This is a genomic window from Baaleninema sp. (genome assembly GCF_049974805.1).
Lineage (GTDB): Bacteria > Cyanobacteriota > Cyanobacteriia > Cyanobacteriales > Geitlerinemataceae > Baaleninema.
Genome location: NZ_JBNGCO010000204.1, coordinates 1 through 3,840 on the forward strand (window position 1 = coordinate 1; position 3,840 = coordinate 3,840).

4 protein-coding genes are annotated in these 3,840 nt (G+C 52.0%); 2 read left to right on the top strand and 2 right to left on the bottom strand.

What is annotated here, in order from left to right; all coding sequences use genetic code 11:
- Positions 1–381: 381 nt before the first annotated feature.
- On the top strand, positions 382–1,251 hold the full coding sequence (ppk2, locus tag ACP5D4_RS21195) for a polyphosphate kinase 2 (RefSeq protein ID WP_428013592.1): 870 nt from the start codon (positions 382–384) through the stop codon (positions 1,249–1,251).
- 103 nt (positions 1,252–1,354) lie between these two features.
- On the opposite strand, the gene ACP5D4_RS21200 is transcribed toward ppk2, so the two are convergent.
- Positions 1,355–1,648 (bottom strand): hypothetical protein, encoded by a 294-nt coding sequence (locus ACP5D4_RS21200; protein WP_428013593.1) that lies wholly within the window; start codon positions 1,646–1,648, stop codon positions 1,355–1,357.
- Between the two features lie 194 nt (positions 1,649–1,842).
- Here ACP5D4_RS21200 and ACP5D4_RS21205 point away from each other — a divergent pair, with 194 nt between their 5' ends.
- Complete coding sequence (locus tag ACP5D4_RS21205; protein ID WP_428013594.1) at positions 1,843–2,622, top strand: MlaE family lipid ABC transporter permease subunit; 780 nt, start codon at positions 1,843–1,845, stop codon at positions 2,620–2,622.
- A 70-nt stretch (positions 2,623–2,692) separates the two neighbouring features.
- Here the strand turns inward: ACP5D4_RS21205 and ACP5D4_RS21210 are convergent, their stop codons facing one another.
- Positions 2,693–3,403, bottom strand: coding sequence for a DUF4230 domain-containing protein (locus tag ACP5D4_RS21210; protein WP_428013595.1), 711 nt, complete (start codon positions 3,401–3,403; stop codon positions 2,693–2,695).
- Positions 3,404–3,840: the final 437 nt, after the last annotated feature.

The window sequence follows — 3,840 nt, forward strand, 5'->3', positions numbered from 1 at the left end:
GGCGAAGGGGGGATAGGGGGCGAAGGGGGGATAGGGGGCGAAGGGGGGATAGGGGGCGAAGGGGGGATAGGGGGCGAAGGGGGGATAGGGGGCGAAGGGGGGATAGGGGACGAAGGGGGGATAAGAAATTGCGGTTTGAGAACGGTAGAAAGTCTGAAGTTTGCGTAATCGTGAAGTTTGCGTGTTTTTTCTGTTAATTTCAATACCGCTGTGGGTTGACGTTCTGTCAAACTCGATCGCCTAAAAATTTAGATTAATTTAAGTTTTTAGCCGAACTGGAAACTCTTTTAAATTTTGCAAATTTTTAGAGACAGTTTAAGGGTTTAATTTTATAATAAAGATGACGTGCCGTTTTTCCCGGCGTGGCAAGGATTGACCGATATGGGAAAACATAAAAAGAAAGACAAAGCAGTAGAAACGCTAGAGACCTTAAACGCGAGCGACGAGGACGGATCGAAGTCTAAATCCAAGCCGAAGAAAATCTCCAAAAAGCATTACAACAAAGAACTAAAAAAGCTCCACATCGAACTCGTCAAACTGCAAGAGTGGATCAAACAAAAAGGCTTAAAAGTTGCCATCATCTTTGAAGGGCGAGACGCCGCCGGAAAAGGGGGAACGATCAAGCGCATCACCGAATGTCTGAACCCTCGAATTTGTCGAGTCGTGGCGTTAGGAACCCCCACCGAACGAGAGAAAACTCAGTGGTATTTTCAACGGTACGCGCCCCACTTACCCGCCGCTGGCGAAATGGTGTTGTTCGATCGCAGTTGGTACAACCGGGCGGGGGTCGAACGGGTGATGGACTTTTGTACCGAAGCCGAATATCGCGAATTTCTGCGATCGTGTCCCGAATTTGAATGTATGTTAATTCGATCGGGCATTATTTTATTGAAATACTGGTTTTCCGTCAGCGACGAAGAACAAGAGCGTCGGTTCCAAGCCCGAATTGACGATCCCACCAAACGCTGGAAACTGAGTCCGATGGATCTCAAAGCCCGAGAAAAATGGGTGGAGTATTCGATCGCCAAAGACGAAATGTTCGCCCACACAGACATCAAGCGATCGCCCTGGTACGTGGTGAACGCCGACGACAAAAAACGCGCTCGTCTCAACTGCATTCACCACATTTTGACGATGATTCCCTACGAAGACCTAACCCCCGATCCCATCGAACTCCCCGAGCGTCAAATCGATAACGGCTATCTCCGTCCCCCCATCAGCAAACAAACCTTTGTCCCCGAGATTTATTGATACTGGGGAGATGGGGTGATGGGGTGATGAGAGAAAATACATTATCGGTACGTGACGATTTTTCGGTTTCACGCTCGACCCCCGATTTTTCAAGTCACGCACCCTACGCCTGCGTGTTGTACGACGTTCTCGTGGCGGCGAATACGTCGAAGAGGACGGCGACGAAGCTGCACGCCGACCCCATCCACAGCAAGGCTTCGAGGGGAGAGCCTTCGCCGAAGACTTTGAGGAACCACACAAACAACCGTACCCCCTCTTGTCCGACCGGGGCGACGGTGGGAATGTAACTGAGCGAAAGTAAACTGGCGAAGGCTGCGCCGAACACCAACCAGGGAAGGGCGAAACTGACAAGGCTGGTTAGGATCGTAGAACGTAAGCGGAATAAGATATCCTGCATGAAGGACGACTGCGCGGAGCAGTGAAGTGACGGCGTTGGGGTCGGTCTGCTTTCACCATAAAGGCGATCGACCCCGCAGACGGGGAATCTGTATAAATCTTAAATAAACCTAAAGAAACTTGGTATCTCCCGTAACGTTACTTTGCAGTTCGTGGGCATTGTTGTCGTTTTGCAACGCTGGTGACAAAAAAACGTTGACTCAATCTAGTCTGGGAAGATGGAGTCGCCGCCTGTTCGCGGCGATATTACTGGGCGGTCAGGTGGTCGTCCATCTGCTGTCGGGCAAAATTCACCGTCGCAACACCTTCGAGCAGATGGCGATGGTGGGTCCGCAATCACTGCTCATCAATACCATTACCGCTGCGTTTGTGGGGATGGTGTTTACGATTCAGGTGGCGCGGGAGTTTCTCAACTTCGGCGCCGAATCCGCTGTTGGAGGGGTTCTCGCCTTAGCCTTAGCGCGGGAGTTATCCCCGGTTCTCACGGCGGTGGTGGTGGCGGGGCGTGTCGGGTCGGCGTTTGCGGCTGAAATCGGCACGATGCAAGTGACCGAACAAATCGACGCTCTGCATATTTTGCGAACTGACCCCATCGACTATCTGGTGATTCCGCGTCTGTTGGCTTGTGGCTTGATGGTTCCGGTTTTAACGCTGTTTTCGCTATGTATCGGCATGAGCGGCGGGTTGCTGATTGCGACGAGTCAGTACAACATCGCGCAGTCGGTGTTTTTGAACTCGGCGCGAAACTTTCTGGGGTTTATGGACGTGATTCACGCTATGACCAAAGGGGCGGTATTTGGCGGACTCATTGCCATTATCGGGTGCAGTTGGGGATTAACCACCTCTGGCGGCGCGAAAGGGGTTGGGGAATCCACTACGGCGGCGGTGGTTACGTCGTTGATGGCGATTTTTATTGCCAACTTCTTCCTGTCTTGGGCGATGTTCCAAGGGATGGGGAGCGCCTCGCTGCCTTAAAGGGCGCTAGGGTCGAGGACTGTATTGCTTGACTTTTGCGCAGAGAGATGGTATAATAATTCATTTTAATTTAAGGAGTAGAGGGAGCGTTCGGCGAAGTCGCCAGGGACAGCATACAGGTTTGGGGACTCAGAGATTGTGTGTTCACCGTAATCTCTTGGTATCGCGCGGCTTCTAAGATACTGCGAACCACAGCGGCGGCTTCCTGATTGGCTTTTTCGAGGAGTCCGGTTTGACAGGCTTCTTCGCGAATTTGCTTGAGGGCTTGTCGTTGCGCTTGTGTATAGAGTTGCGTTTCCGTATTGGGGGCGAACCAGATCCGTTGATGTTCCAAAACGCTCGATCGATCCACGTCTAAATCCATTTGAACCAACCGAGGCGGCGGGAGAAGGAGGGTAATTTCTCCAGCGTTTCGATCGATCTGCGTCACCTGAACTTGGCTGAGGTCGATTCCGGCGCGAACGCGACCGATTCCTTGATAAACAACGGCGGTTTCACCGAGATAGAGATGTCCTAACATCCGTTCTTGGCTAGTTTTGACTATCGTTTCCAAGGCCACTTCAGCGGTGGTGAGTTCTGTTTTCCCTTCCAGGCGATTCACCAACAGGGATTTCACCTCCGTCACCGGAGGCGGTGCGGGGGGAAATAAGGCTTGCGTCACCTGTTTCGTGATACGTTCGGCTTGAAAGGCTGCGATCGACACCACGGCGATGGAGGACAAGACGGCCGGATGCAAAAGCTTTTCGGCCAAGGAGACAGCGATGGATTTATTTTGAGTCATGGGTAGGTGCGAGGGCGAAACGGCAGACTTGTTATGCTAGACCCGATTTTGAGAGGAGACGTTCCCAGGGGTACGATCGGGGTGAGGGTACGATCGGGATGATGGTGCGATCGGGATGATGGTGCGATCGGGATGATGGTGCGTGACGATTGCTCGGTATAACAATTCACGCCCGATTTTTCAAGTCACGCACCCTACGAAAACTGTTCCCTGTTCCCTGTTCCCTGTTTGCGGTTTGCTGTCAAAGTTGCGATCGACTAACGCTAGACTATCTCTATCAAGATCCGTCGCAGTACTCCGCCCATAGCCGAAGGCTTGGGGGGTGGTGAAGCGACGGGAGGGAGTCGTTCGCTTAAGCCTAGGGAACAAATATTGATTTTCCAAGCTAAGATGGTTTCATGCTAAACATGACGTGGGAATTCAAGCTAGAACCAACG

Bases quoted from the DNA above. Each gene is read 5' to 3' on its own strand.
- ppk2 (WP_428013592.1), top strand. From the start codon at position 382: ATGGGAAAACATAAAAAGAAAGACAAAGCAGTAGAAACGCTAGAGACC.
- ACP5D4_RS21200 (WP_428013593.1), bottom strand. From the start codon at position 1,648: ATGCAGGATATCTTATTCCGCTTACGTTCTACGATCCTAACCAGCCTT.
- ACP5D4_RS21210 (WP_428013595.1), bottom strand. From the start codon at position 3,403: ATGACTCAAAATAAATCCATCGCTGTCTCCTTGGCCGAAAAGCTTTTG.